This window comes from Psychrobacillus glaciei, assembly GCF_008973485.1.
GTDB classification, from domain to species: domain Bacteria; phylum Bacillota; class Bacilli; order Bacillales_A; family Planococcaceae; genus Psychrobacillus; species Psychrobacillus glaciei.
Genome location: NZ_CP031223.1, coordinates 2,720,281 through 2,746,793, shown reverse-complemented (window position 1 = coordinate 2,746,793; position 26,513 = coordinate 2,720,281). Strand labels below are relative to the sequence as shown.

25 protein-coding genes, 2 pseudogenes and 1 other annotated feature are annotated in these 26,513 nt (G+C 36.9%); of the genes and pseudogenes, 22 read left to right on the top strand and 5 right to left on the bottom strand.

The features are described from left to right. The first annotated feature begins 11 nt into the window (after positions 1-11). The 8 genes from nrdR to PB01_RS12815 all read left to right on the top strand — a co-directional run bounded on the left by nrdR (position 12) and on the right by PB01_RS12815 (position 7,082). Entirely contained in the window at positions 12-476 is a 465-nt protein-coding gene (gene nrdR / locus PB01_RS12850; RefSeq protein WP_151700575.1) for a transcriptional regulator NrdR, read from the top strand. 232 nt (positions 477-708) lie between these two features. Then, complete coding sequence (locus tag PB01_RS12845) at positions 709-2,064, top strand: replication initiation and membrane attachment family protein (RefSeq protein WP_225986271.1); 1,356 nt, start codon at positions 709-711, stop codon at positions 2,062-2,064. 8 nt (positions 2,065-2,072) lie between these two features. Then, positions 2,073-3,014 carry a primosomal protein DnaI gene (gene dnaI, locus PB01_RS12840; protein ID WP_151700573.1) on the top strand — a complete coding sequence of 314 codons (942 nt, stop codon included), beginning with the start codon at positions 2,073-2,075 and terminating at the stop codon, positions 3,012-3,014. Positions 3,015-3,363: 349 nt separating this feature from the next. After that, complete coding sequence (gene thrS, locus PB01_RS12835; protein WP_151700572.1) at positions 3,364-5,289, top strand: threonine--tRNA ligase; 1,926 nt, start codon at positions 3,364-3,366, stop codon at positions 5,287-5,289. A gap of 251 nt (positions 5,290-5,540) precedes the next feature. Next, a complete protein-coding gene (gene infC, locus PB01_RS12830; RefSeq protein WP_225986030.1) occupies positions 5,541-6,104 on the top strand; it encodes a translation initiation factor IF-3 in 564 nt (187 codons plus the stop codon). Positions 6,105-6,134: 30 nt separating this feature from the next. Next, the gene (gene rpmI, locus PB01_RS12825; RefSeq protein ID WP_151700571.1) at positions 6,135-6,335 is read left to right on the top strand and encodes a 50S ribosomal protein L35; all 201 of its coding nucleotides are present in this window, start codon (positions 6,135-6,137) and stop codon (positions 6,333-6,335) included. A 44-nt stretch (positions 6,336-6,379) separates the two neighbouring features. Continuing rightward, positions 6,380-6,739 carry a 50S ribosomal protein L20 gene (gene rplT / locus PB01_RS12820; RefSeq protein WP_151700570.1) on the top strand — a complete coding sequence of 120 codons (360 nt, stop codon included), beginning with the start codon at positions 6,380-6,382 and terminating at the stop codon, positions 6,737-6,739. A gap of 58 nt (positions 6,740-6,797) precedes the next feature. Then, complete coding sequence (locus PB01_RS12815; protein ID WP_151700569.1) at positions 6,798-7,082, top strand: DUF1294 domain-containing protein; 285 nt, start codon at positions 6,798-6,800, stop codon at positions 7,080-7,082. 75 nt (positions 7,083-7,157) lie between these two features. On the opposite strand, the gene PB01_RS12810 is transcribed toward PB01_RS12815, so the two are convergent. Continuing rightward, complete coding sequence (locus PB01_RS12810) at positions 7,158-7,544, bottom strand: sigma-w pathway protein ysdB (protein ID WP_151700568.1); 387 nt, start codon at positions 7,542-7,544, stop codon at positions 7,158-7,160. Between the two features lie 92 nt (positions 7,545-7,636). On the opposite strand from PB01_RS12810, the gene PB01_RS12805 reads away from it, so the two are divergent. The 3 genes from PB01_RS12805 to argF all read left to right on the top strand — a co-directional run bounded on the left by PB01_RS12805 (position 7,637) and on the right by argF (position 10,485). Continuing rightward, positions 7,637-8,122, top strand: coding sequence for a dUTP diphosphatase (locus tag PB01_RS12805; protein ID WP_151700567.1), 486 nt, complete (start codon positions 7,637-7,639; stop codon positions 8,120-8,122). A 166-nt stretch (positions 8,123-8,288) separates the two neighbouring features. Next, positions 8,289-9,377 carry a M42 family metallopeptidase gene (locus PB01_RS12800; RefSeq protein WP_151700566.1) on the top strand — a complete coding sequence of 363 codons (1,089 nt, stop codon included), beginning with the start codon at positions 8,289-8,291 and terminating at the stop codon, positions 9,375-9,377. A gap of 142 nt (positions 9,378-9,519) precedes the next feature. Further along, positions 9,520-10,485, top strand: coding sequence for an ornithine carbamoyltransferase (argF, locus tag PB01_RS12795; protein ID WP_151700565.1), 966 nt, complete (start codon positions 9,520-9,522; stop codon positions 10,483-10,485). Between the two features lie 188 nt (positions 10,486-10,673). On the opposite strand, the gene PB01_RS12790 is transcribed toward argF, so the two are convergent. Further along, complete coding sequence (locus tag PB01_RS12790; protein WP_151700564.1) at positions 10,674-12,068, bottom strand: FAD-binding oxidoreductase; 1,395 nt, start codon at positions 12,066-12,068, stop codon at positions 10,674-10,676. Positions 12,069-12,263: 195 nt separating this feature from the next. Here PB01_RS12790 and PB01_RS12785 point away from each other — a divergent pair, with 195 nt between their 5' ends. Next, positions 12,264-12,470: a helix-turn-helix transcriptional regulator gene (locus PB01_RS12785; protein ID WP_151700563.1), complete on the top strand. Its 207-nt coding sequence runs from the start codon at positions 12,264-12,266 to the stop codon at positions 12,468-12,470. Further along, positions 12,470-12,970 (top strand): hypothetical protein, encoded by a 501-nt coding sequence (locus tag PB01_RS12780; RefSeq protein ID WP_151700562.1) that lies wholly within the window; start codon positions 12,470-12,472, stop codon positions 12,968-12,970. Before PB01_RS12785 ends, PB01_RS12780 begins: the two co-directional genes overlap by 1 nt. Before the next feature lie 44 nt (positions 12,971-13,014). On the opposite strand, the gene sspI is transcribed toward PB01_RS12780, so the two are convergent. Continuing rightward, a complete protein-coding gene (gene sspI, locus PB01_RS12775; protein WP_151700561.1) occupies positions 13,015-13,224 on the bottom strand; it encodes a small acid-soluble spore protein SspI in 210 nt (69 codons plus the stop codon). A gap of 91 nt (positions 13,225-13,315) precedes the next feature. On the opposite strand from sspI, the gene PB01_RS12770 reads away from it, so the two are divergent. The 3 genes from PB01_RS12770 to pheT all read left to right on the top strand — a co-directional run bounded on the left by PB01_RS12770 (position 13,316) and on the right by pheT (position 18,775). Then, positions 13,316-14,077: a TrmH family RNA methyltransferase gene (locus PB01_RS12770; RefSeq protein WP_151700560.1), complete on the top strand. Its 762-nt coding sequence runs from the start codon at positions 13,316-13,318 to the stop codon at positions 14,075-14,077. Between the two features lie 791 nt (positions 14,078-14,868). Beyond that, positions 14,869-15,100, top strand: a binding site (T-box leader). Positions 15,101-15,313: 213 nt separating this feature from the next. Further along, a complete protein-coding gene (pheS, locus tag PB01_RS12765) occupies positions 15,314-16,351 on the top strand; it encodes a phenylalanine--tRNA ligase subunit alpha (protein ID WP_151700559.1) in 1,038 nt (345 codons plus the stop codon). 12 nt (positions 16,352-16,363) lie between these two features. Then, entirely contained in the window at positions 16,364-18,775 is a 2,412-nt protein-coding gene (gene pheT / locus PB01_RS12760) for a phenylalanine--tRNA ligase subunit beta (RefSeq protein WP_151700558.1), read from the top strand. A 132-nt stretch (positions 18,776-18,907) separates the two neighbouring features. On the opposite strand, the gene PB01_RS12755 is transcribed toward pheT, so the two are convergent. After that, on the bottom strand, positions 18,908-20,047 hold the full coding sequence (locus PB01_RS12755) for an MFS transporter (protein WP_151700557.1): 1,140 nt from the start codon (positions 20,045-20,047) through the stop codon (positions 18,908-18,910). Positions 20,048-20,249: 202 nt separating this feature from the next. Between PB01_RS12755 and PB01_RS12750 the strand changes: the two genes are divergently transcribed. From PB01_RS12750 to PB01_RS12730, 5 genes and pseudogenes are all read left to right on the top strand, one after another. Further along, on the top strand, positions 20,250-20,639 hold the full coding sequence (locus PB01_RS12750; protein WP_151700556.1) for a hypothetical protein: 390 nt from the start codon (positions 20,250-20,252) through the stop codon (positions 20,637-20,639). Positions 20,640-20,660: 21 nt separating this feature from the next. Continuing rightward, the gene (locus tag PB01_RS12745) at positions 20,661-21,224 is read left to right on the top strand and encodes a ribonuclease FAU-1 family protein (protein ID WP_151700555.1); all 564 of its coding nucleotides are present in this window, start codon (positions 20,661-20,663) and stop codon (positions 21,222-21,224) included. Then, a complete protein-coding gene (locus PB01_RS12740) occupies positions 21,217-21,738 on the top strand; it encodes a GrpB family protein (RefSeq protein WP_151700554.1) in 522 nt (173 codons plus the stop codon). The genes PB01_RS12745 and PB01_RS12740 overlap by 8 nt, the downstream gene beginning before the upstream one ends. 18 nt (positions 21,739-21,756) lie before the next feature. Next, a pseudogene (locus PB01_RS12735) lies at positions 21,757-22,227 on the top strand (NUDIX hydrolase); the annotation flags it as partial. 5 nt (positions 22,228-22,232) lie between these two features. Continuing rightward, complete coding sequence (locus tag PB01_RS12730) at positions 22,233-23,306, top strand: NAD(P)H-dependent flavin oxidoreductase (protein WP_151700552.1); 1,074 nt, start codon at positions 22,233-22,235, stop codon at positions 23,304-23,306. A 247-nt stretch (positions 23,307-23,553) separates the two neighbouring features. On the opposite strand, the pseudogene PB01_RS12725 reads toward PB01_RS12730, so the two are convergent. Further along, positions 23,554-23,754, bottom strand: a pseudogene (locus PB01_RS12725) (GNAT family N-acetyltransferase); the annotation flags it as partial. A gap of 605 nt (positions 23,755-24,359) precedes the next feature. Here PB01_RS12725 and hutU point away from each other — a divergent pair. Next, a complete protein-coding gene (gene hutU / locus PB01_RS12720; protein WP_225986029.1) occupies positions 24,360-26,081 on the top strand; it encodes an N-tau-methylurocanate hydratase in 1,722 nt (573 codons plus the stop codon). Positions 26,082-26,513 lie beyond the last annotated feature (432 nt).

Genomic DNA, 26,513 nt, shown 5'->3' with positions numbered 1-26,513 from the left:
GAGAGATCAATATGAGATGCCCAAGTTGTCAATATAACGGCACAAAAGTTGTCGATTCACGTCCAGTAGATGACAATAAGGCCATTAGAAGAAGGAGAGAATGTGAGGATTGCGGATTTCGGTTCACAACATTCGAAAAAGTAGAAGAAACGCCATTAATTGTTGTAAAGAAAGATGGTTCTCGTGAAGAGTTTAGTCGTGAAAAGGTATTACGCGGCCTAATACGCGCATGCGAAAAAAGACCAGTTGCGTTAGATGAACTAGAAAATCTTGTGTTTTCCATCGAGAAAGAGTTGCGAAGAACGGGTAATTCAGAAGTTAGGTCAGATGTAGTTGGAGAAAAGGTGATGGATAAACTATCAGGTATAGATGAAGTTGCCTACGTTCGATTTGCTTCTGTATATCGCCAATTTAAAGATATAAATGTTTTTATAGATGAACTCAAAGAAATATTAAAGAAAAATCCTTCTTTATAAGAAAAGCGTAAGCGCCTAGTAAGGGAATACAGTCTAAGTTCGCGACATCGTGTCGCAAAGACTGTATGACCCGCTCGTGCTGGACAAGTAGGTCGCTCCTCAGCCACCACAAACTCTCTTGTTTGCAACGAGCTTGCGCAGGCGCACAGGCGCAGGAGTCTGAAAAGATACTAAGTAAAAAGTGTAACTTTCTTATTTTATAAGAAACAAAGGGGAGTAGGCGCAATTGTCGATGTTATATAAGGAGCTACAGCCAGCTGACATGTATAAAATTCGCTTGCCATATTCTTTTTCAGATTATGATCGTCAATTATTAACTTTATTTTATCAACCATTAGTTGGAGCAGAAGGTATTAGTTTGTATTTAACCTTATGGGCGGATGGAGAGTTAAAAAGTAGCGAACAATGGCCACATTACCAACTGATGAATGTGTTAGGTGTTTCGATTGGAAAGATTTTTCAAGCGAGAATCGCTTTGGAGGCAATAGGTTTACTTCGTTCATGGCAAAAGACAGAAGAGGGTACACGTTTTTTTCATTATGAACTTGCGGCTCCTCTAGATGCGGAATCCTTTTTAAAGGATCCATTACTGTCAATGTTTTTACTGAATAAAATTGGGGAAAATGCATATAAGCAATTGAGAAATCGATTTATTCAAATGTCCAACTGGAACGAAGGATTTAAAGATGTTTCTCGTACGTTTATGGATGTATTTAAACCTTCTACAAAAAGTGGGGAACAAATTTCATATGACGATGAATTTGAATCGAAGAAAAGAAATAATTCACTTCCGTTTTATTATGAGGATTTTGATTTTACTTTATTACAAGAAGGTTTGTCAGAGCAACTCGTTCCAAAATCTGCGATGACGATCGAAGCAAAAGAAGTAATAGCAAAACTCGCTTTTTTATATAATCTAAATCCAATTGAAATGCAAAAAGTTGTCATTCTTGCGTTAGATGATGAACTGCAACTAGCTGAAGCGAGATTGAAAAAAGCGTGCGCCGATTATTATAAATTGACGGTATCGAAAAAGGCGCCAATTATACAAAATGTGACCCAAACTAAAAATACAGTTCCTCAAAATAAAACACCTTTAACAAAGGAAGAAGAACTTATTCACTATTTAGAAACTACTTCCCCTGTGGTTGTTTTAAGGGATATTGCTAAAGGAAAAGAACCTATACTTGCCGATGTTCAGTTGGCAAATCATTTAGTGACGCACTATAATATGCCTGTAGGTGTTGTGAATGTTCTATTACAATATGTGCTCTTACGTACTGATATGAAGTTAACGAAAAACTATGCAGAAAAAATAGCGTCTCATTGGATGCGAAAAGATGTAAAAACAGCGAAAGAAGCAATGGAGCTTGCTAGAAACGAACATGAACAATATATGAAATGGAAAAATGAGGGTTCTAAGCAAAAGACTTATGCGAAAAAACCGACACGAGAAGAGAAAGTACCAGATTGGTTTTACAAAAAAGATGGAGAAACGAAGCAATCTGGGGAATCGACCAATGGAGTTCAAAATATAGAAGAAGAACGAAAAAAACTTTTAGCTGAACTAGGCGTCACGAAAAGGTAGGTGGTTTTATGGAAAGAATTAATGAGACATTAAAGAGGGTCATAACACCTGAATTTTCCTCCAGACTGGATGACATGAAACGAGAAGTACTAGAAAATCCAGATATACAAAAGTTTCTAGAAGAAAATGCAGCTAATATTTCGAAAAAAATAGTTGATCGAAGTTTGAGTAAGTTATATGAATATAAATCTCAGACGCATCATTGCGAATCTTGTCAATCGCTAGAGTTATGTACGAACTATATGAAAGGTTATGAACCAAAGCTTGTTTTAGATCGCAATCTTATTGCTTTGGAATACGTTCGCTGTAATCGTGGAGTCATGGAAGATGAACGTAGGAAAGTAACCTCTATGATTGATAGTATCCATATGCCAAAAGAGGTTATGGAAGCACATTTGGCGGGTGTTGACCTAGAAGATGGGAGCAGAGTGGTCGCTGTTAGAGCAGCAAAAGATTTTTTAAATGAGTGGGAGCGTACAAATGTTCTTCCCTCTAAGGGTCTTTATATTTATGGCAAATTTGGTGTAGGGAAATCCTATTTGCTTGGAGCACTAGCAAATGAGTTAGCAGCAAGGCATATTCACTCAGTAGTCGTATATGTTCCAGAATTTTTGCGAGAAATGAAACAAGCGATTCAAGATCAATCGCTTGCTGAAAAAATCGAGTTTGTCAAACGAGCACCTGTATTAATGCTAGATGATATTGGTGCCGAAACAATGTCTAGTTGGACAAGAGATGAAATACTTGGAACTATCTTGCATTACCGAATGTCAGAGCAACTTCCTACCTTTTTGACTTCCAATTTTAATTATGATGAATTAGAACATCATTTATCATTTACACAACGAGGAGAAAAAGAGGTAGTAAAAGCTGGGCGTATTATGGAAAGAATTCGTGCGCTTACCATTCCGATTTCGCTTCAAGGAAAGAATTGGCGAGACAAGAAATAACGGCTTGCAAATGATTTTTGAGTGGAGTATAATCATTGACATAAGAATAATGAAATGCATGGAAGAGGACAACAATCAGTTTGTACGACTTTTTAGAGAGAGAAGCCTAGGCTGGAAGCTTCTTAAGTATCGGCAATCGATTTACCACCTCAGAGCAGTAATTGTGAACTAATTTAGCAATTACCGGTGACCGGCCCGTTAGCCGATGCAGAGCTTCGTCTATTTGTAGTATTGGATAGACAGAAGAAGGGTGGAACCACGATTTAACCTCGTCCCTTTTTAGGGATGGGGTTTTTTTATGTTTTTTTATCTTGTAAACAAAGTGATATTAATAAGAGGAGTGTTCATAATGACAGAAGTTATTAAGTTGAAATTTCCAGACGGAGCAGTAAAAGAGTTTCCTATGTCAACATCGACAGAAGAAATTGCTCAATCGATTAGCCCTGGATTACGTAAAAAAGCACTTGCGGGTAAATTAAGTGGACAATTAATTGACTTAAAAACTCCTATTACAAAAGATGGGGACATTGCAATTATTACTCCAGAATCAGATGAAGCGTTAGAAATATTGCGACATAGCTCAGCGCATTTACTAGCGCAAGCTGTGAAACGATTGTTTAAAGATGTAAAACTTGGTATAGGTCCAGTTATTGAAAATGGATTTTATTATGATATTGATTCACCGAATCCAATAACGGCAGACGATTTAGTGTTAATCGAAAAAGAAATGAAAAAAATTATCAATGAGAACATCGAAATTGTAAGACATGATGTATCTCGAGAAGTAGCTTTCGCTAAATTTAAAGAGGATGAATATAAAGTAGAACTTTTAGGTGCTATTCCTGAAGGAGAACAAGTTTCTATTTACGAGCAAGGTGATTTTTTCGACCTTTGTCGTGGAGTACATGTTCCTTCTACTGGTAAATTAAAAGAGTTTAAATTATTAAGCATCGCTGGTGCATACTGGCGTGGGAATAGTGATAACAAAATGCTTCAACGTATTTATGGTACTGCATTCTTCAAAAAAGAAGAGCTTGCACATCACCTACAAATGTTAGAAGAGGCAAAAGAACGTGATCACCGTAAAATCGGGAAAGAATTAGATCTATTTATGAACTCTCAAAAAGTAGGGCAAGGGTTACCATTATGGTTACCGAACGGTGCAACAATTCGCCGTGTAATTGAACGATATATTGTAGATAAAGAGTTAAAGCTGGGTTACAAGCATGTTTACACGCCAGTGTTAGGTTCTAAAGAATTATATGAAACATCAGGTCATTGGGAACACTACCAAGATTCCATGTTCCCTCCGATGGAAATGGATAACGAAACATTAGTATTACGTCCAATGAACTGTCCGCACCATATGATGATATTCAAAAATGGGATGCATTCTTACCGAAATCTGCCACTTCGTATCGCAGAGTTAGGTACAATGCACCGTTATGAAATGTCAGGAGCAGTTTCAGGTTTACAACGTGTGCGTGGAATGACATTAAATGATGCTCACCTTTTCGTACGTCCTGACCAAATTAAGGTTGAATTCCAAAAAGTAGTAGAGTTAATCATCTCTGTTTATAAAGACTTTGATTTAAAAGACTATTCTTTCCGTCTGTCTTACCGTGATCCAGCGGATAAAGAAAAATACTTTGACGACGATGCAATGTGGGAAAAAGCACAAAGCATGTTAAAAGAAGCGATGGATGAGCTAGGTTTAGATTACTTCGAAGCGGAAGGTGAAGCTGCATTCTACGGTCCTAAATTAGATGTTCAAGTAAAAACAGCGATTGGTAAAGAAGAAACATTGTCAACTGTGCAACTTGACTTCTTATTACCGGAACGTTTTGATTTAACTTACGTTGGAGAAGATGGAAAGCCACATCGTCCGGTCGTAATTCACCGTGGTGTAGTTTCTACAATGGAACGTTTTGTTGCATTCTTAATCGAAGAATACAAAGGTGCATTCCCAACTTGGTTAGCACCAGTGCAAGTAGAAATTATCCCTGTCTCAAATGAAGTGCACTTTGAATATGCAAAACAAATTGAGGAGCAATTAGTGGCTGTTGGTCTACGTGTGGAAATGGATGACCGGGAAGAGAAACTTGGTTATAAAATTCGCGAAGCACAAATGCACAAAATTCCTTATATGCTTGTTCTGGGAGATAAAGAATTAGAAGCGGGGAATGTAAACGTACGTAAATACGGAGAACAGAACTCTGAAAGTATCCCGTTTGATGAATTCTTAACTAGAATTCAAGAAGAAGTTTCACATTAATTTTACTGTTGACATGCTATTTACAACGTGATATATTTATAAAGGTTATTGAATACAAGTTTGTGGTATAAGAAGAGGCTGCCCGCTTCTCACCTGTTCGACACAGCAAGTTGTTGACTGGTAAGCACACGATCGACTGTAATATGTAGGTTGCTACATGTTAACATATCGGCGGGCAGACATACATCTTATGTCTGCTCGTTTTTTTATTTGATCGAAAACGGCGTAAGTAATTCGTTTCTACGGAATTTATGCCCAAACCATGTATTCGCGACACTATTTGGAGGTGGATTGTTATTAGCAAAGACATGTATGTGAACGACGGCATTAGAGCACGCGAAATACGAGTTATCGATCAAAATGGCGATCAATTAGGATTGAAAACACGTAATGAAGCACTTGAAATTGCCGGCCGTGTAAATTTGGATCTTGTCCTTGTGGCTCCTCAAGCCAAGCCACCAGTCGCTCGTATCATGGACTATGGTAAATTCAAATTTGAGCAGCAAAAGAAAGATCGTGAAGTTCGTAAAAATCAAAAGATCATCGTGATGAAAGAGGTTCGTTTGAGCCCAACAATCGATGAACATGATTTCCAAACGAAATTAAAAAACGCGATCAAGTTCCTTGAAAAAGGAGATAAAGTGAAAGCATCTATTCGTTTTAAAGGTCGTGCCATTACTCATAAAGAGATTGGTCAACGAGTATTAGATCGTTTTGCTGTAGCTTGTACGGAAGTATCCACAATCGAGTCAAAACCGAAAATGGATGGCCGTAGCATGTTCTTGGTACTTGCACCAAAGAACGAAAAACAGTAATAGAGTACAATTGTTTAGGAGGAATTCGACATGCCGAAAATGAAAACTCACCGTGGAGCTGCGAAGCGTTTCAAAAAAACGGGTACAGGAAAATTAGTACATGACCGTGCTTTTGGAAGCCACTTATTCGCTAACAAATCTACTAAAGCTAAACGTAAACTACGTAAATCTAAAGTAGCTTCATCTGGAGACTACAAACGCATCAAATCTTTACTTACTTACATGAAATAATTTGAAATTCAATCATTCGAAAGAATAGCAGGAGGTAATGAACTATGCCACGCGTAAAAAGCACACCAGTAACAAAAAAGCGTCGTAAAAAGGTATTAAAATTAGCTAAAGGTTATTACGGTTCCAAACATACATTATATAAAGTAGCAAACCAACAGGTTATGAAATCTTTAATGTATGCATACCGTGACCGTCGCAACAAAAAACGTGAATTCCGTAAACTATGGATTACACGTATCAATGCAGCAGCACGTTTAAACGGACTTTCTTATAGCCGTTTAATGCACGGATTAAAATTAGCTGAAATCGAAGTTAACCGCAAAATGTTAGCTGACCTAGCTGTGACAGATGCTCAAGCATTCACACAATTAGCAGATTTAGCTAAAAAAGCAATTACTAAATAATATTAGATGAAAAGGCTGATAGAGATTCTATCAGCCTTTTTTGTACAAGGAGTATACAATGGAAGAGATAATCCTGTTATTTATACTAATCATGTCATTGATTGCTTTTTTTGTAATGGGTTATGATAAGTCTCAAGCAAAAAAACATAAACAAAGAGTTTCAGAGCGTACTTTGTGGATGCTCGCATTATTTGGCGGAGGTATAGGAGCTTATTTCGGAATGCAATTATTTCGACACAAAACGAAACATACTAATTTCCGTGTTGGGTTTTTAATGTTAATGATTATTTATGCATTTTTAATCTTTTGGATAGTAAAAGCGAACAACCCTATATTTGCATAGGATTGTTCGCTTTTTAAAATTCTCTACTCGAAGATACTCCGAGCAACGTGCAAAATAGTTACTTTAGTTTATTATTTATGCTTCATCCTGCATTAGTTGTTCAATGGGGCTTTTCCAACTAATCTTGGCAACAGGGTAATTCATCTTAATTTCGTTTTGTAGGAAACGAAAATCTTCTTTAGTAAAGCCTTGAAGCTTGTCAGGATCTTTTGTCCATACGAAAATAGATACGACTTCAAATGCTTGGTCGGTTGTACCCAAATATTTTTCTCCTTCAAAGATGGCACCTTTATACGTAATGAAAAAATTTCTGCGGACATTTTTTATATCGTCATAAAAATAATATGCTTCCTTCTCAAATGCTTCGTCGAGTTTTCTTTTCGGATCAAACAAATAACGTAGAATTTTATAAATACCATATATTATTATGACAATTATGAGCAATCTAAGTAAATGGACCATTTCTAATGTCCTCCTTGTAAAATACATTGTATCTGCTATACGATAATGAAGGTAGTTTGGTTTCAAAAAAAATGAATTTTTTGGAGGAAATAATGAATTTAGAAAAACTTTTTAAAATGCAGCAAGCATTAGACCAATATATTCAGTCAAACAAACAAGTGGTGGAAGATGTCTTTATAAAAAAAGGATTAGCTTTAATTGTCGAGCTAGCTGAATTAGCAAATGAAACAAGATGTTTTAAGTTTTGGAGTGAAAAAGGACCTTCTGAGCAGAAGGTTATTTTAGAGGAGTATGTAGATTCTATTCATTTTTTGTTGTCCCTTGGTATTGAAAAAAATCTCCAACACTTAACGATATGGCCATTGGAAGAAAGAGAAGGGGATTTAACAGCTCTTTTTCTTTCTACCTCTAATGCAATTCATCAATTTTTAAACGAGCCAATAATTGAAAGATATAAAGAAGTATGGATTCAATATGGTGCAATTGCTAAATTACTTGGTTTTACGAGTGAAGAATTAGTAACTGCGTATATTAGTAAAAACGAAAAAAACTATGAGCGACAACGTTCAGGTTACTAACTTTATTCAGTCGCTGCTGAATTAAATTAAATCTTATAGAAAAACACTGTTTTCACAGCCAATTAACGGCGAGGAAATACTCCAAGTAGAATTTAATTAATATTTTGTAAATACTTTCATGATACTTTATAATAAAATCGTAGAAACTATTTAGGAGGTCGAAATAATGACGAAGCTAGATGAAACATTGACAATGTTAAAAGATTTAACAGATGCAAAAGGAATTCCAGGAAATGAACGTGAAGCACGTGAAGTAATGGAAAGATACATAGCTCCCCATGCGGATAAAATTGAGTATGATAATCTAGGAAGTTTAATTGCAGAAAAAGTAGGCGATGCAAACGGTCCTAAAATAATGGTAGCAGGTCATTTAGATGAAGTAGGTTTTATGATTTCTAAAATCGACGATAAAGGTTTTTTAAGTTTTCAAACAGTTGGCGGTTGGTGGTCACAAGTAATGCTTGCTCAACGTGTAACAATCGTTACTCGAAAAAATGGTACAGTTACTGGAGTTATTGGTTCGAAACCTCCACATATTCTTTCACCAGAAGCACGTAAAAAACCGGTAGATATTAAAGATATGTTTATTGATATTGGTGCATCTTCAAGAGAAGAGGCAATGGAGTGGGGAGTATTACCTGGTGATATGGCTGTGCCATATTTCGAATTCACTGTAATGAACAATGAAAAACTACTATTAGCAAAGGCTTGGGATAACCGCATTGGTTGTGCCATTGCTATTGATGTTTTAAAAGGGTTAAAGAACGAAAAACATCCGAATATTGTTTACGGAGTAGGTAATGTACAAGAAGAAGTTGGTTTGCGCGGGGCTAAAACTTCTACTGTGAAAGTAAAACCAGATATTGGTTTTGCGGTTGATGTAGGTATTGCAGGAGATACTCCTGGAATCACGCCAAAAGAATCGACAAGTAAGATTGGTGCAGGTCCACAAATTATTTTATTCGATGCATCGATGGTATCGCATAAAGGATTACGTGATTTGGTAGTAGATACTGCTGAAGAAAATAATATTGCTTATCAATTTGAAACAATTCCAGGTGGTGGAACAGATGCAGGATCTATGCATATTTCATTAAATGGAGTTCCTGCATTAGCTATTGGAGTTGCGACTCGTTATATTCATTCACACGCTGGAATTCTACATCGTGATGACTATGAAAATACAGTAAAGCTGATTATAGAAGTAATTAAAAAGTTAGACAGAGATACAGTAAATAAGATTACATTTGGTTAATACAGAACGTCTTGAAGAGCAAATAAATGCTTTTCAAGACGTTTTTTTAGTTTTAAAAATGAATAAAAATTCAATTGACTTTATTATTATTCATATTTATAATAAGAATTACATAAATATACGAATAAAGGAGTTTTTATTAATGAAATTGCTGGAGTGGGTTAACTTAAAGGTTGTTGATAGTTTAAAAGGGAAAGATTTATTGACGCTGTTAGATTACTCAAAAGAGGAAGTTAAAGATTTAATCCAACTAGCAGTTGAATTGAAAAAGTTGACGAAAGAGGGGAAGTGTCCTCCCTTATTAGAAGGAAAAACATTAGGAATGATTTTTGAAAAACACTCCACACGAACTAGGATTTCGTTTGAGGTCGGTATGAAGCAATTAGGTGGAAACGGTATGTTTATGCATGCACGTGATTTACAAATCGGTCGTGGAGAGTCTGTTTATGATACGGGAAACGTATTGTCAGGTTATTTAGATGGGATTATGATTCGGGCAAATTCCCATGATATGGTGAAAGAACTTGCAGAACATGCAAGTATCCCTGTTATTAATGGATTAACGGATATATTTCATCCATGTCAGGCATTGGCGGATATCTTGACAATCCATGAAGTGAAAGGATATACGGCTGGTTTGAAGATTGCGTATATCGGAGATGGAAATAATGTTGCGCACTCATTGGTTATTGCAGCAGCTTATATGGGTATGCATATAGCGGTTGCAACTCCAGTTGGGTATGAAGCAGACGAGGAAATTATTCAAAAAGCAAAAACGATTGCTCTAGAAAATGGAGGCTCTCTATTTGTATCAAACGATCCGCTAGAGGCAGTAGTTAATACTGATGTGGTATATACAGATGTTTGGACTTCAATGGGGCAAGAAGAGGAAGCTGCAAAACGTTTAGCAGACTTTAAAGGATTTCAAATAAATGATGACCTCGTGGCTAATGCTAAAAATGATTATATGTTCTTGCATTGCTTACCAGCACACCGTGAGGAAGAGGTTGCGACATCTGTTATTGATGGACCTAATTCGTATATTTTTCAACAAGCTGAAAATCGCTTGCATGCGCAAAAAGCAGTGCTTGCATCAGTGATGGCGTAATCATTAGTTTAGTAAGAGGTTGCAATGACAGGGTTTGTCTAGCAACTTGAAATAGAAATAGGCTGTATTCTTCTTCAGTCTACACGCGATGTCGTTCGTCAAGATGGATGACTTCATCGCTACATAGGAAGAGTGATTCGGGAGACGCTGAATCACTCTTTATTATATTAAAAAAGATCAAAAAATACTTATTTATCCATCTTTTCTATTTGTACAATTTTATTAGGGTTTAAAATGTTATTTGGATCTAACGCTAGTTTAATCTTTTCCATCACCTGTAATGCCTCACCATGTTCAGCGACTTGGTATTTTTGTTTCCCAACACCAACACCATGTTCACCCGTACAAGTCCCGTTTCGTTCCAGTGCATATAGCACAATTTTTTCATTAAATGTTTCAGCTTTAGCTAATTCTTCCGGGTTGCTAATATCGATCATTAATAATGCATGGAAGTTACCATCACCTACATGACCAAGTATTCCGCCAGGAAGGTCAATAGCATCTAGTTCTTTTCGTGCAAAAATTACAGCGTCGGCTAGCTCTGAAATAGGAACGCAAACGTCCGTTACCATCATCTTCTTGCCTACATGACCGTGGATATAGGCATAAGCCAAATTATGTCGCGCATCCCATAGTTTTGTACGAGCGGTGTTATCAGTTTCAAATTGAATTTCCTCACAGTTGTGATCTTGCATTATTTCTTTTGTGAATTCAACATCTTGTTTTAGCCCTGCTTCATTGCCATCGAATTCTAAAAATAATGTAGGTTTATCCGCATAATCTGTTCCACTAAACTTATTCACTTGTCTAATAGAACTCTCATCTACTAATTCAACCCGAGCAATTGGAATGCCTGCTTGTAAAATGGATGTAACAGCTTCTACAGCATTTTTCACAGTAGGGAAGACGGCTCTTGCTGCTGTTGTAAACTCGGGAATCCCGTAAACTTTTAATGTTAGTTCTGTGAAGCAACCCAATGTTCCTTCAGAACCTACAAAAAGTCCGTTCAAATGAAAACCAGATGCTGATTTAGCAGCTAAATTCCCTGTATGAATAATGGTGCCGTCTGCTAGAACTACCTCTAAATCGCGCACTTGATCACGCATTACACCATATTTTACGGTTGTCGTACCACTAGCATTTGTTGCAGCCATTCCTCCTAATGTAGCATCCGCTCCTGGATCTACTGAAAAGAAAAGTCCGTATTTCTTTAATTCTTTATTTAATTGAGTTCTGGTGACACCTGGTTGCACTTTTACAAGTAAATCCTTTTCACGAACTTCTAAAATTTTGTCCATTAATGAAAAATCAATAGTAATCCCATTCTCGTATGGTATTACATGACCTTCAAGGCTTGATCCTCTACCAAAAGGAACAACAGGTACTTGAAGATTATTTGCCACATTCATAATTTTACTAACATCAGCAGCTGTTTTTGGAAAAACCACTACATCCGGAAGACTAGCATCATGGTAAGACTCATCTTTACTATGAAGCTCTCTAACTGTTTGATTGACTGATACTTGATCTTCATCTAAAAATTCTTTTAAAGCCACTACTGTGCTTTCCATGGATGTATTCATTTTTTTCTCCTCTTTACAAATATTTATATACTGATATTTCATTTCAATAAAGTAATTATAAATGGTAAGAAAAAAATAGCAAGTTTGCACAAATGCAAATTATTAATAACATAATGTTAATAATAATTGACATTATGTTAAGTATACATTACATTATGGTTATAATAGTTAACATGTTGGAAGAAGGGTTTACACATGCTCAAAAACCGAGTAAAAGAATTACGTGCAAGATTCAGCTATACGCAAGGAGAGCTTGGAGAGAAAGCTGGGGTTACGAGACAAACGATTGGATTTATTGAAAAAGGGGAATTTTCGCCGTCTATTACACTTTCTTTAAAGCTAGCCTATATTCTGGAGTGTAAAGTGGATGAACTATTTTGGTTAGAAGGGGAGGAATGGTGATGAAAAAGGATTTTCGTGTACAGTATCCACTATGGCAAATTGGTTTTATGATGGTATTTATGGTAATCGCAATTATTATTACTGGTGCAGCCACTAATTATGTGAATGACAAGACATCATTTTCTTATTCTATACAGCTTGAGGCATTGGAGGGGGGCATTATGTTTCTAATAATTCCGGTGTTTCTTGTTATGGTAATTATTCTTTCAATTAAGTTATCCAAATATAATAAAGAAAATCCATCAAAAAAGTTATCGGTTTGGGGAAATAAGCCACTTGAATACATGGAAGATGATGAAGCATGGCAAATGATAACAAGAAAAGCAACGCAAAAAGTTTATACTTTCTTTACGTGGTCACTGCCTTTTTCAGCACTCTTTCATTTATTAATCCCTACTTCACAATTATTAATCATTATAAATATTGTAGCTCTATCTTTCGCACAATATATCATTTATTATGTCAACGTACGTCGTCATGTGATGGAAGATAATGAATAATAAAAATCATCCGTGAAGAATAAGTACTTCTTCACGGATGATTTTTATTGTGCAAATGCAGTTGCGAGTTCATTTAATACGGCATCTTTCTTAGTGTCATCCGTATTCTTCCACCACTTTTCGAAAAAGACACCGAGGCCAGGCAGCAAATGTTCTTCTCCTCTTTGAATTGCATCTTCTACTACAGCTCGAATTTCAGATGGATTATTTCCTTTCATATTAGCTGATATTGCTTCTCGAATTTGAAAGTCCATTTTTTATCACTCCTCGAAATTATGTTCCCCAAACTCTCGCAAGCTATACATGAATTTGTTACTATTAAATAAAAAAGGCGGTTACATATAAATGAAACGAATCGAATCCCAACAAAATGCGCTTGTGAAGCATTGGAAAAAACTATTAAGTGTTCGCAAAGAACGTGATAAAACAGGCGAATTCATCATAGAAGGTTATCATTTAGTAGAAGAAGCGATCAAACGAAAAGAAAATGTGCTAACGATTATGATAAGTGATAGTGCCAATGTTCCTGAAAATTGGGATGTCGATAATGTAGATATAGTCGAAATAAATGATGTCATTAAAAAAGAACTTGCTGAAACCGAGCATACACAAGGTATATTCGCACACTGTAAGCAACAAACTGTCGAAGAAACAGAACAATCTAAATGGAATCGTTTGCTGTTAATAGATGCAGTTCAAGACCCAGGAAATATTGGCACAATGATTCGTACAGCGGATGCTGCAGGGATTGACGCAGTGATTCTTGGGAAAGGAACTGCCGATGCATACAATTCAAAAACACTACGATCTGCACAAGGCTCGCATTTTCATATCCCTGTTGTAAAAGGGGATTTACATGCATGGGTAGATCAGTTAAAAAATCGCCAAGTACCTGTTTACGGCACTGCTTTTGAAAACTCTACTCCATTCAATGAAGTCGAAAAAAGCGATTCATTTGCGTTAATCGTAGGCAATGAAGGAAGTGGCATCAATCCGGAACTGTTAGAAAAAACAGATCAGAACATAATAGTGCCACTTTTGGGACAAGCTGAATCATTAAATGTTGCAGTTGCGACAGGAATTCTTTTATATGGATTAGCATTATAGCGTGTAATTGAGCAACTATATTGGGAGTAAAAGATGTCCAGTGCAGTATAGATATATTACGTCGTAAGAAAGTTGCCGCTGGGATTTCCGCTGCAGGTCGGACGCTTTCCACCGGGTGAGCGATGAGCCTTCACCGCCGCTACGCGTTCGTTGTGAAGGCTCATTTGCCCACAGAGGGTCGAAGGCTAGAAGCGCCGCATCGTGTGGCAACACCTTCGTGACCAACATCCTGTTGGCCTCCGGTAGGAGTCGCCGCCCTTTCGCTCCACCCCAGAAGAAACATATTAACTATTCAATAGTATTGCGCAAAGTTATCCACTCTACTAATCCGGACATTATCACCCAATAAATAATGCACAACATACGGAATATTTTCAATGGAGACATATAATTTAATGCAAAGTTAAGGCTTTAATAAGAGAAAGTAGTGGCAATCTCCCCGTGATTTGACTCGTCCAATCATTTATTGGATTTTGCTTTAGATAATATAGTTAAGATTAATAAGTGAACAGTAACACTGAATAGTTAGCAAATATGCTGGATTGCAGCGATAGGTGGCGACTCCGAAGGGATCAGGGAGACAGATGAGACAGCACAAACGGCGCACAAGCGACGGTGCTGGCTCATCGCTCCCCCCTCGGAAAGCGTCCACCTAGAGCGGAAATCCTGGCGGTCACTAAGACGCATTATATCTATGATGCGCAACATTATGTCCAATTGCATAAAATAAAAAAAGTCACACTTGAAGAAATTTATTAAACTCCGTATAATAGAATGTAATTTGATAATTATAAAAAGCTGTCATCGGGAAAAGTATATATGACGATTCGAAAAAGGGATTTTACACCTTGACTGAAAGTGTAAATGGAGAATGCATATAGAAGTTCACCCCGTTAGCTGCCGCCGGGACCAGCAATTGCTGTAAAGGTGTGCCGGTGTAGAGCCGTTAGTCGAATTGAGTGATTGCACTTATTTTTGTGCAATAATCAGGGTGGTACCGCGAAATTAGTCCTCGTCCCTTTTATAGGGGCGGGTTTTTTTTATTTGTCTAATTTCAATCAGCCAAAAACATGCTAATTGAAATTAGACAGCCTCCGGCGGATGTCACAGATTTTGTAAAGGAGTTTTTCGAGGCGAGCTCGATACAAAATCTGGACGCACTGTTTTCTGCGACGAGCTTTGCGCAGGAGCAAATACGCCAAGGCGAATTTGAATGAAAAGGAGAGATCTTATAACATGGAAGCACAACTTCAACAGTTAAAAGAAGAAGCGTTACAAAAAATTGAAGCTTCAGCGAACGTCAAAGAATTAAATGATGTACGTGTTGCTTATTTAGGGAAAAAGGGACCGATTACGGATCTTTTAAAAGGAATGGGTAAACTTCCTGCAGAAGAACGTCCGAAAATGGGGGCACTTGTCAATGTAGTGCGTGAAGAGGTAACAGAAGTATTAGAAGCACGCATGACATTACTTCAAGAACAAGCAATCCAAGAACAATTAGCGAAAGAATCGATTGACGTTACTTTACCAGGTCGTCCGGTGAAAACAGGAAATCATCATCCTTTAACTCGTGTAGTAGAAGAGATTGAAGACTTATTCATTAGCATGGGCTATGAAATTGCGGAAGGTCCAGAAGTGGAAAAAGATTACTACAATTTTGAAGCTTTAAACTTACCAAAAGGACATCCAGCTCGTGATATGCAGGATTCTTTCTATATTTCGGAAGATATTTTACTTCGTACACATACATCACCAGTTCAAGCACGTACGATGGAAGCAAAAAAAGGTAAGCCGATTAAAATCATTTGCCCAGGGAAAGTTTACCGCCGTGACAATGATGATGCGACACATTCACATCAATTTACACAAATTGAAGGTCTTGTTATTGGTGAAAATATTCGCATGAGTGATTTAAAAGGAACACTTTCTATATTTGCAAAGAAAATGTTCGGGGACGATCGTGAAATCCGTCTACGTCCAAGTTTCTTCCCATTCACTGAGCCTTCCGTTGAAATGGATATTTCTTGCTTCAAATGCGCTGGAAGTGGCTGTAATGTTTGTAAGAAAACAGGTTGGATTGAAATTTTAGGTGCTGGAATGGTTCATCCAAACGTTTTAGAAATGGCTGGATATGATTCGAAAAAACTTTCTGGTTTTGCATTTGGTATGGGTCCAGAACGAATTGCAATGTTGAAATATGGTGTGGAAGATATTCGTCATTTCTATACGAATGATGTGCGTTTCTTATCGCAATTCCACCGAACAGAAGTGTAAGGAGGAAATGACATGTTAGTATCTACGAAATGGTTAGCAGAATATGTGAATACACAAGGACTTGATCCAAAAGAATTAGGTGAAAAAATTACTCGTTCAGGTATTGAAGTCGATGCAGTTATTGATCGCTCTCAAGGAATGACGAATGTAGTTGTTGGATATGTGAAAGAAAAAGTGAAGCATCCGGAAGCGGACAAACTCAATATTTGCCAAGTAGATGTTGGGGAAGAAACAACACAAATTATTTGTGGAGCTCCAAACGTTGCAGTTGGCCAAAAAGTAATCGTAGCTCGTCCAGGAGCAGTACTTCCTGGTGGTATAAAAATTAAAAAAGCAAAACTTCGCGGGGAAGAGTCGAACGGAATGATTTGCTCACTTCAAGAGTTAGGGATAGAAGGACGTCTTGTTCCTAAAGCATATGCAGAAGGTATTTACGTTCTTCCAGAAACAGCAACACCTGGGGAAAGTGCACTTTCACTACTTGGATTAGAAGATACCATTCTTGAACTTGGCTTAACTCCTAACCGCGCCGATGCACTTAGTATGCTTGGGGTAGCTTATGAAGTTGGAGCTATTTTATCGGAAGATATGAAATACCCTGAAGTAACTTATAATGAAAGTAATGAAAAAGCATCAGATTACTTAAATCTACGAGTAGATACAATCAAAGAAAACCCGATGTATGTAGCAAAAATTGTGAAAAATGTGGTAGTAAAAGAATCGCCACTTTGGTTACAGCACCGCCTTATGGCCGCAGGTGTTCGTCCACATAATAACGTAGTCGATGTTACGAACTATGTCTTAATGGAATACGGTCAACCACTTCATGCATTCGATTATGATCGACTAGAAACAAAGGAAATTGTCGTTCGTCTTGCAAATGAAGGGGAAAAAATAGTAACGCTTGATGATCAAGAACGTACACTTAAATCGAATCACTTAGTCATTACTAATGGCAAAGAACCAGTTGCAATTGCAGGTGTAATGGGTGGAGCTAATTCAGAAGTTCATAATGGAACAACGACTGTTGTTATTGAGTCTGCATATTTTGCAAGTGGATCCGTTCGTCAAACGTCAAAAGATCATAACTTACGCAGTGATGCGAGTGCTCGTTTTGAAAAAGGAGTCGATCCAAATCGAGTTGTTCTTGCGGCAGAACGTGCGGCAAGTCTTCTTGCTGAGCTTGCTGGTGGGGAAGTATTAGCTGGTTCTGTTTTAGTTGATGAATTAGATAAAACACCTGCTGAAGTAGTAGTATCTCCTGATTTTATTAATAATCGTTTAGGAATGAAAATATCGTTAGAAGATATGACTTCTATTTTAACTAGATTAAAATTTGACTACCAAGCTGCAAATGGTTTCTTATATATTCAAGCCCCGACTCGCCGTCAAGATATTAAAATTGAAGAAGACATTGTGGAAGAAATTGCTCGTATGTACGGATATGATGAAATTCCAATGACCCTACCAGTGGGAGAATCTAAGCCGGGTGGACTAACATCTTACCAAGCTAAACGTCGTCAAGTTCGCGCATACTTGGAAGGTGCAGGTCTTTATCAAGCGATCACTTATTCATTAACGTCAAAAGAAATGTCTCAGAAATTCGCATTAGAAACTGCTCCTGTAACTGAATTATTAATGCCGATGAGCGAAGAAAGAAGCATCCTTCGTCAAAGTTTAATACCACATTTACTAGAAGCTGTAACATACAATACGGCACGCCAAGCGGATACAGTAGCTCTTTATGAAGTAGGATCTGTTTTCTTAGGAGAAACAGAATCAGGTTTGCCTCATGAACAAGAACATTTAGCCGCAGTCATAGCAGGTAAATGGGTAGATCACAGCTGGCAAGGCGAGAAAAAAGCAGTCGATTTCTTCGTACTAAAAGGAATTGTCGAAGGGTTAATGGAACTACTTGGACATTCAAATGAACTTACTTTTGAACGGACTGTAGTAGACGGATTACATCCAGGACGCACTGCTTCGATTAAACTTGCTGGTGAGGAAATTGGTCTTATCGGACAATTACACCCATCAGAACAAAAAGTGCGTGATTTGAAAGAAACATATGTAATGGAAATGAATATAGCAAAAGTATTAAATAAAGAAGTGGATGCATTATACTATGCGCCAGTTTCTAAATTCCCATCAATAACTCGAGATATTGCTCTAGTAGTAGACAGTGAAAAAGCAGCTGGCGAACTTCAAGCAATCATCCAATTATCTGGTGGAAGATTACTAAAAGGTGTACATCTATTCGATTTATACGAAGGAGAAAAAATGGAGCCAGGGAAAAAATCGGTTGCTTTCTCACTAACGTACTTCGATCCAGAGCGCACACTAACCGATGAAGAAGTAGTAAACGCGCACAATAAAGTGTTAAAAGCACTTGCAGAACAAGCAGGGGCAGAGCTACGAGGATAATAAATAAAAAAATGGAGTAGCACCGATTACTGGTGCTACTCTTTTGTGTATCTATATTTGAGACCATATAGGAAATTTTCAAATCGTGTACTCCTTACAACAGGATGGAGTTACTCTTTTAAGTACTTTAAACTATATTCTTCGTTTACGAATAGTCAATACGATACCAAATAAAACACCAATAAAAGACATAATGGAGATAATGAAATAAAACGTTTGTCCTCCCAATTCTTTATAAATATACCCTCCTGCATAAGAGGCGATTATACTGGATAATCCAAAGAATAAGAGTGCAAGAACCGTTTGACCAGTGGCACGCCATTCTTTTGGCATAATTTGATATAAATATTGAATCGCAGCAGTATAAAAAATAGGGAATGTAAACATCTGCAATAGTTGCACAAGTGCTAGAGCTATAGGGCTTGTTACAAAAGCGGATGCGATGAAACGCACAAAATAGAAAAAAGTAGCAATTGTTATAATTTCAAGCTCTTTTCCTTTTCGAAGCCACCAAAAACTTAAAGCAAAGATAACAATTTCACTTGTAGCAGATAAGAAGAAAGTAATTCCTACTAAAGAAGTATCTCCTCCCAGTGCTCTTATATGAATTCCTAAAAATGTATCATTCATACGAGCGGGTATCGAACAAATAAACACGAGAGCTAAAAACAGGAGCATTTCTTTATTGTTTAATACTTGTTTAAAACCTGCCATTGTCACAGGCTTAGATGAGGCCTGTACTTCGGGCATAAACCAAATAACGCCAAACGAAATAAGGCCTAATAAAACAAATAAAATAGATACGCTGCTCATACCGAAATAATCCATAGCAAAACCAACAATTAAGGATAAAACCGCAAAGCCGAGTGCCCCATATGTTCGAATAGATCCATAGCTGACACGAGCCATTTCAGAAACGGTGAAATTAAGGCTTTCTGTTAGTGGATCAAGTGGCATTAAGAAAAAATAAACTAATAGTGCAAAAATAACAAGAAATACGAAACTATTAACATTAAATAAGAAGTAACCAAAAACGGATGTTAAACAAACGAGTAGTAACATTACCTTACGAATCGTTTTAGTCTTATCACTGATGAATCCCCAAAATGGTTGTGCAATTAACGTCACAACGCCACCCGTCCCTACGATTAGACCTATTTCACTGACTGATAAACCTTGTTCTCCCAAATAAACAGGTAAAAAAGGAATAAAAATGGCAAGTAAACCAAAAAATAAAAAATTATACCCTTTTAATAACACTTGAACTTTCAAATAAATTCTCCTTCTTAAATAATACTAGTCAACTTCAATATTTATTGAGTTTATATATTTCCATATTGTAACTGATTTTCGTACCAAATAGCTTTCTTTTGGTAAAAGAAACGAGCATTCTTTCATTAATTCACAATTTAGAAAATTTTATTTGGTATAATTTATGTTACATATAGGGCTATAAAAAACAGGAGGTGTTTTATTGAAGCTTGCAAAAGTACCTATCGTTTATATGCTTATAGTGATTTTAACAGGATGTAACTCTTTAGAATCCAAAACACTTACACAACTTTACAAAGGTCAATTTGTCGATGTTGATCAAATGATTATTTTAGATGGAACTACTGGGCACCAAAAAATTGTTTCGGAAAAAGTAGTAATTGACGAATTTCTTGAGAAAATTAAAGATATTCAATTCATTCCTGAAGATAACCAAGAAACTGAAAAGGGATTTAGATACGGTATTACATTAATGGAAGGCGAAAAATCATTCACGTTTACTATGAATCAAGTTAATAATCACAATTATTATACAGAACCTGATATGTATCCAATTGTAGTTGGATTTTATACAGGCTTGGATATCCAGTAGGAATAGGCGAGGGGGGGAAGCATGTTAAAAAAGAGATATGGAGATCGTTCGGATTGGAAAAGAATTATTAAAAGAGAGTATGTGCAATCTTATGTGGAGACAAAAGAGTTTACGGGAACTATAACTCTATTACATTTAGATCAAGTTACAGAGCCTTTATGGGTACATTATGACGATCAAAGCATTTGTATTGTAGACAATGGGTATACTTGGATGCAGCATTTCCCTGTTGGCGAAAATTATGCTCTAACTACAATGTTTGATTCGAATGAAGAAATAGTACAGTGGTATATAGATATTTGCGATGAAATAGGAATAGAAAATAAAGTGCCGTGGTGGGAAGATTTATTTCTTGATATTGTCGTATTACCTACGGGAGAGATTATCCTATTGGATGAGGATGAACTTGAAGAAGCATTAGAAGGTGGAAGCATCGATCAAAATATGTTTGACCTAGCTTGGCATGAAGCGAATAGAATTATCTCACTTATTCGAGAACAAAATTTTCATTTACTTCATTTTTCAGAAGCCCATAAAAAACTGTTAAAAGAAAAGCTTCAAAGGGTGGAAAATGAACATGCGTAAAGTGGAAGTAGTTTCTTATTCGGCTGATTGGAAGGATAGGTTCAAAGAGGAAGCGGAGCAACTTCAAAAGATTTTTGGTTCGGAAATGATAACGATACACCATATTGGAAGTACATCCGTGAATGGTTTAAGTGCAAAACCGATAATTGATCTAATGCCCGTTGTTCGGGATATTAATAATATGGATGCATTTAACGACGCAATGATTGCAATTGGCTATGAACCAAAAGGAGAAAATGGACTTTCCGGGCGTAGGTATTTTCAAAAAGGCGGAGATAATCGAACTCATCATGTTCATATATATGAAATGAATAGTCCTGAAATTAAGCGACATCTAGCATTTCGTGAATACTTACGCAAGCATCCCAAGGTTGCAAAAGATTATGGACAATTAAAAGAAAAGTTAGCAAAACAGTTTCCTTACGATGTTGAATCTTATATTAATGGAAAAGAACAATTAGCAACGGAAATTGAAGAAAAAGCAATCCATTGGTACAAAGGGTTGGAAAAATAAAAAGACTTTCATCGTGCATTTAGTGTGTATGTTATATGTGTACAAAACGGTAAGCTAATTGTTATCAACAAAAACGTAGGCCGATACATAAATCGTTACGACCTTCCGAGAGTTAGTTTGGAGGACAGAGAAAGTTTGGCTGTCGCACTGAAAAGAGAGTTTCTAGTGGAAACTGGATTTAATGTGGAAATTATAAAGAATATAGGCATTACCGAATTCATGCTTGCTACAGATTGGAGAGGTTTGACTGATGTCCACCATGTTGCAGTATTTTATTTGGTAAAGCAAATAAGTGGCGGACTAATAGTACCCGAACAATTTGAGGGGCAAGATTCTCTTGGAGCAGTTTGGGTTTCGGAAAAAGAGATTTCCAGTGGAAAAGCTTCACCATTAGTCTTGAAAGCATTTGAATGGATAAAAACAAATGGCTTAGGGTTAGAAGGAAACTACTATTCAAAGTGGAAAGTAGTTAAAAGTGAAAAGGAGTAGAATAAATGCTGAAAAATGAGATTACGGAACTTTTAGGTCTAGATTTTCCCATCATTCAAGCACCAATGGCAGGAGGAGTTACTACTTCTAAGTTTGTAGCTACTGTTTCCAATAACGGAGCTCTTGGAATGATTGGAGCAGGGTATTTGAGCGCGCATCAATTGCGTCAACAGATTAGAGAGGTAAAGCAGTTAACAGCGAATAATTTTGGTGTTAATTTATTTGTGCCGAACTATTTTGAGCTAATAGAAGATGAAGTAGAAATGATGAATAAACTATTAAAGCATTATCATGGGGAATTGAATATCCCATTTGAAAAGCTGATTCTACCGACTTTGGAGAGTGTTTTTCATTCATATATGGAACAAATACAAGTAATTATGGAGGAAAAAGTTCCTATTTGTTCATTTACATTTGGAGTTCCAACATTAGATGTGATGAAGAAATTAAAGCAACACAATATAATTTCAATTGGTACAGCTACAACTGTGGTAGAGGTGGTTGCTATTGAAAGACTTGGAATGGATGCAGTAGTTGTTCAAGGTAGTGAAGCAGGAGGCCATAGAGGTAATTTCATAAGTGATCATGAAGAGAGTTTAATCGGGTTATCGTCTTTGATCCCACAAGTTGTAGACAATATAAGCATTCCAGTTATTGCAGCTGGAGGAATTATGGATGGAAGGGGACTAATGGCCGCATTATGTTTAGGGGCTAAAGCTGTTCAAATGGGTACTGCATTTTTAACATGCGAAGAAAGCGGAGCACACCCAGTACATAAAGAAGCAATCCTCGATTCAAAGGTTGAAGACACGACATTAACTCGAGCATTTTCTGGTAAATGGGCAAGGGGGATAAAAAATAAATTTATAAAGGAAATGCAAGATCAAGCGTCAATTCCCAGCTTTCCAGTTCAAAATGTGCTAACGCAATCGATTCGAAAATCTTCTGCAAATCAAAATAACAAAGACTATATGTCACTCTGGTCTGGTCAAAATTCAGCACTTGCTAGAAACGAAACTGTGGAAAGACTGATTCAGCGTGTCATGGAACAAGCAAATAGAATAAATAAAAATGTATAGTAAATAGAAAAATACTGCATGTTTGTATAAATTACGAATAGCCGGCAGTATTTTTCTAATTAATGATGAAACCCAATTTTTAAGAACTATACTTTTAGTTGCAAGACCGGAATATTGGATCTGTATTTATCAAAAGAAAATTATATTTTGTATTCATAAAAGGTTCTTCTTGTCCTGTATTATCAAACCATTTCATTCCTTTAAAAATAAAACCAATCTTCTCTAAAATTATTAATGGGTCTGTATTCTAAGGACTTGCTGAAGTTGTCACGATCTCTACTTTGCCATGATTTTTAGCTAGTTCCAAACAAGCAGATGCCGCTTCTGTTACATAGCCCTTTCCCCAAGATTTTTTACTAAAATGATAAATTAATTCTACCTCATTTACTAAACCTGTCATATTAAATCCTGCTGAACCAATTACTTCATTCGTTTCTTTGTCTTTTACAGCGTATGCAAATTAACATTTTAACTTCGAAATATTTGCGTTAACCTTCTATAACATGCAGTTATACTTCATGGGAGGTTGCTCCATCACATAATGGCATCTCTTCATCGCTTCAAAATTGTTCCACAAATTCTAAATTATCCTCTTCAAATATACTTTACAGCAAACGTGCTGTCTCAAAAACATTATCCATATATTACTCCTACTCCAGAATACTTCAACCAATTAGCTATATTTTATAATTTTTAAACCGTTCTGAAACCTGTCTCTGTAAAAAAATCTATAAAAATGTAATAGGAAGAATTGATGAGAAAATTTTATCTGCACCGATTAAAAAGCTAAATTTATAACTAGGTATCAAGCTTTTCTTCGTATTCATGCCTTTTTTACAATATAGCAAAAATTATCTGCGGTTTTTTCACTGTTATCAGATTGTAACTAGTTATGGATTAAGAGAGAAAAAAACAAAAAAATTTAAAACCAGTTGATATTAAACACTTTTGATTACAACATAATTTGTTTTTAATGTATTTAGAACATTGGCACGGTTCTTGCATAATAGAATAGTGTAAAACACAATTTAATCTTTTTAGGGGGAACTAATGATGACAACACCAGAAATTTTATATTCCGTAAAAGCGCAAAGAGGACCCGAGTTACGTTGTAAAGGGTGGAGACAGGAAGCTATTTTACGTATGCTTGAAAACAATATGGAGAATGCAGAAAAGCCAGAAGAGCTTGTCATCTACGGTGGTATTGGGAAAGCGGCTCGTAACTGGGAGTCTTACCATGCCATTGTAAAATCATTAAAAGAATTAGAAGATGATGAAACACTTGTCGTACAATCTGGTATGCCAGTAGCGATTTTCAAGACTCATAAATATGCACCTACTGTTGTCATGGCTACGACAAACATTATGAAAGCGGATTGGCCAACATTCTATGATTTACAAGATAAAAACTTAACGATCTATGCAAACTATACAGCGGCACCTTGGGAATATATCGGTACACAAGGGGTAATCCAAGGAACATTTGAAACCCTTTCTGCGATTGCTCGCTTGCACTATAACGATTCACTTGTTGGAAAAATTCTTTTAACTGCAGGAGCAGGCGGGATGGGTGGCAACCAAACTCGCGCGATGACGATGCATGGTGGAGTAGCGATTCTAGTGGACGCAGATGTGAAAATCATCAAGAGAAGAATTGACAAAGGATTCATCGATGAGCTAGCAGGTTCACTGGACGAAGCAATCGCAAAAGCGAATGAATATGCAGCAGCTGGTAAACCACTTGGTATTGCAGTTGTTGGAAACGCGGCAGATGTATTTGAAGAAGTGCTAGAGAAAGGTTGGTTACCGGACATTTCTACATCGATGACTCCAGGACATGACCCAATCTCGTACTTACCATCGGGATATACAGTAGAAGAGGCAGAACATCTTCGAGACACGGACCGAACACTATACTTGGAAAAAGGTCGCGAAACAATGATTCGTGAATTGAAAGCGCTTATTAAATTCATGGATTTAGGAGTTCACTCGTTTGAATATGGAACAAGTCACCGAAAAGAATGTATCGATGCAGGAATGGACGCAAAAGAAGCGAAGCGTCTTCCAGGTTTCGTAGCGGAATATATTCGTCCGCTATTTTGTGAAGGGCGCGGACCATTCCGTTGGATCTGTCTATCTGGAGAAGCTGAAGACTTGCGAAAAATTGACGACATGATCTTAGACAAATTCAGCGACGATCACTTAGTAACACGTTGGATCAAGCTGGCAAAAGAACATATTCCAATTGAAGCACTACCAGCACGTATTTGTTATATGGGCTTTGGTCAACGTAAAGCATTTGCTTTAGAAGTAAATGATATGATTCGCCGGGGTGAATTAGCTGGACCAGTTGCGTTCTCTCGTGACAATCTAGACTCAGGTTCCATCGTGAATCCTACATTCGAATCAGAAAATATGAAAGACGGTAGTGACTTAATCTCTGACTGGCCAATGTTGAACGGGCTATTAAACGCAGTCGGTATGTGTGATTTGATCGCCATTCAAGCGAACTATTCAATGGGAGAAGCGGTTCATACGGGCGTTACAATGGTAGCGGACGGAACCGCGGAATCAGATATGAGACTAGAAGTAGCAATGACTGTAGACTCTGGAATTGGAGTTGTTCGCCACGCGCAAGCAGGTTACGAAATTGCACAAGATGTTGCGAACGGTAAAGGGAAGTTAACGGATGAAAGCATAAAAATTCCATTATGGTGGAAACGTGAAGCAACATTTGGACCGAAAGATCTAAAAAAAGAAGAAGCGAAAGCTTAATCATTTACCAAATAAAAATAGCATGGAATTTCATAAAAAAGTTCCATGCTATTTTTTATTTTAAAGAATAACTATATAAATTTGTGAACCATGAATAGGTTGATCTCCGCTGCAGGCGGACGCTTCAATCAACAGGGTAAGTAAGAAAGACAATATATTAGGTCAAAAAAATGAACTGTTCCTTATAAAGAGTGTTTAGACGGAGTTGGTGGAACCTAGAAAAAGTAGGTAGCATCCGTTGATAAAGAAGCGCTGAGCGGACGAAGTTGCATCTTCGTCCGCTTTTAAAAGAATAGGAAAGGATTTATTCTCTCATTATCCAAATCTTATGTACAATTTCTCTACCCAATTCAACAGGGCTACGGACAAACATCCGCCACAAGATTACCGAAAAAAATGAATTGTAAAGTGACGCAGTCACTTCACGATCCA